The sequence below is a fragment of the Phenylobacterium sp. genome (assembly GCF_036821595.1).
GTDB lineage: Bacteria > Pseudomonadota > Alphaproteobacteria > Caulobacterales > Caulobacteraceae > Phenylobacterium.
In genome coordinates this window covers 1-1,657 of record NZ_DAISJG010000179.1, presented here as the reverse complement: position 1 = coordinate 1,657, position 1,657 = coordinate 1, and the positions used below count along the sequence as shown (strand labels likewise).

Sequence of the window (1,657 nt, the reverse complement as noted above, 5' to 3'; positions counted from 1 at the left end):
GCGGCGACCGGCTCGGAGGCCGAGATCGGGGCCGCGTTCGGCGAGGCCACGCGGCAGCTGCGCAACCGGATCAATCTGCTGCTGGCGCTGCCGATGGAGTCCATAGACCGACTGGCGCTGCAGACCCGGCTGAAGGCGATCCACCAGGCCGCCGGTGAAGAGGCTGCGGCCCGATGAGCATCGAGCCGCCCGCCCCGGCCGAGGGGCCCAAGGCCATGTCCCGGTTCGAACGCTTCCTGACGCTGTGGGTCGCGCTGTGCATCGTGGCCGGCGTCGGCCTGGGCCACCTGTTCCCCGGCGTCTTCCAGGCGATCGGCGGGGCCGAGGTCGCCAGGGTCAACCTGCCGGTGGCGGCGCTGATCTGGCTGATGATCATCCCCATGCTGATGAAGGTCGACTTCGGCGCCATGCGCGAGGTGGGCCGGCACTGGCGCGGCATCGGGGTGACCCTGTTCGTCAACTGGGCGGTGAAGCCGTTCTCGATGGCGCTGCTCGGCGCGGTGTTCGTCGGCTGGCTGTTCCGGCCCTACCTGCCGGCTGGCGAGATCAACAGCTACATCGCCGGCCTGATCATCCTGGCCGCCGCGCCCTGCACGGCCATGGTGTTCGTGTGGAGCAACCTGACGCGCGGCGAGCCGCACTTCACGCTGAGCCAGGTGGCGGTGAACGACGCCATCATGGTGGTGGCCTTCGCGCCCATCGTGGGCCTGCTCCTGGGGCTGTCGGCGATCACCGTGCCGTGGGAGACCCTGCTGCTCTCGGTGGGGCTCTACATCGTGGTCCCCGTGGCGCTGGCGCAGCGCTTCCGGACGCTGCTGATGCGGCGGGGCGGCGAGGCGGCCCTGCAGCGGGTGCTGGGGCGGATCGGGCCCCTGTCGCTGACGGCGCTGCTGGCCACGCTGGTCCTGCTGTTCGGATTCCAGGGGGAGCAGATCATCGCCCAGCCGCTGATCATCGCCATGCTGGCCGTGCCGATCACCATCCAGGTCTATTTCAACTCAGGGCTCGCCTATCTGCTGAACCGCTGGAGCGGGGAGGCGCACTGCGTGGCCGGCCCCTCGGCCCTGATCGGGGCGTCCAACTTCTTCGAGCTGGCGGTGGCCGCGGCGATCAGCCTGTTCGGCTTCTCCTCGGGCGCGGCGCTGGCGACGGTGGTCGGCGTGCTGATCGAGGTGCCGGTGATGCTGTCGGTGGTGGCGATCGTGAACCGGTCGAAGGGCTGGTACGAGCGGGGCGGGGCCGTCCAGCGCGTCGCCGCGCGCTGCGCCCCGCCCATCACCCGTTAGCAGCAGGCTGGCGCGGGCTCGGGCTTGGGTGGCGCGCCGCAGCAGGCGGCGGCGGCCGGGGCGGCGGCGGCCTCGGGGACGTCGTCCTCGCCGTAGGCGGTGGCCTCGCCGAAGGTGAAGAAGGTCTCCCAGCGCAGACCGGCGGGATCGGCCACCCAGCTCTTGTCGGAGCGGGCGTAGCAGCAGGTCGCGGCCTCCTGGTCGAAGGTCTGGGCGCCGGCCGCCTTCAGCCGGCCGGCGAGCTCGGCCAGCTCCTCGCGGGTGTCCACCTGGACGCCCACATGGTCGAGGCCGGCGGCGCGCTCGCGCTGCGAGATGGCGAAGTTCACGCGCGGGTCGTCCAGCAGCCACTTGGCGTAGTCGTCCTTCAC

General features: G+C 71.6%; 2 protein-coding genes. One reads left to right on the top strand and one right to left on the bottom strand.

Annotation, left to right across the window (positions count from 1 at the left end; all coding sequences use genetic code 11):
* Positions 1–215 precede the first annotated feature (215 nt).
* Positions 216–1,286: an ACR3 family arsenite efflux transporter gene (gene arsB, locus V7Z97_RS20410; protein ID WP_334165462.1), complete on the top strand. Its 1,071-nt coding sequence runs from the start codon at positions 216–218 to the stop codon at positions 1,284–1,286.
* On the opposite strand, the gene V7Z97_RS20405 is transcribed toward arsB, so the two are convergent.
* A partial coding sequence (locus V7Z97_RS20405; RefSeq protein WP_334165461.1) for a glyoxalase/bleomycin resistance/dioxygenase family protein occupies positions 1,283–1,657 on the bottom strand: 375 nt, incomplete at its 5' end. The genes arsB and V7Z97_RS20405 overlap by 4 nt on opposite strands.

Coding starts and splice junctions, on each gene's coding strand:
- arsB (WP_334165462.1), top strand. CDS start 216: ATGTCCCGGTTCGAACGCTTCCTGACGCTGTGGGTCGCGCTGTGCATC.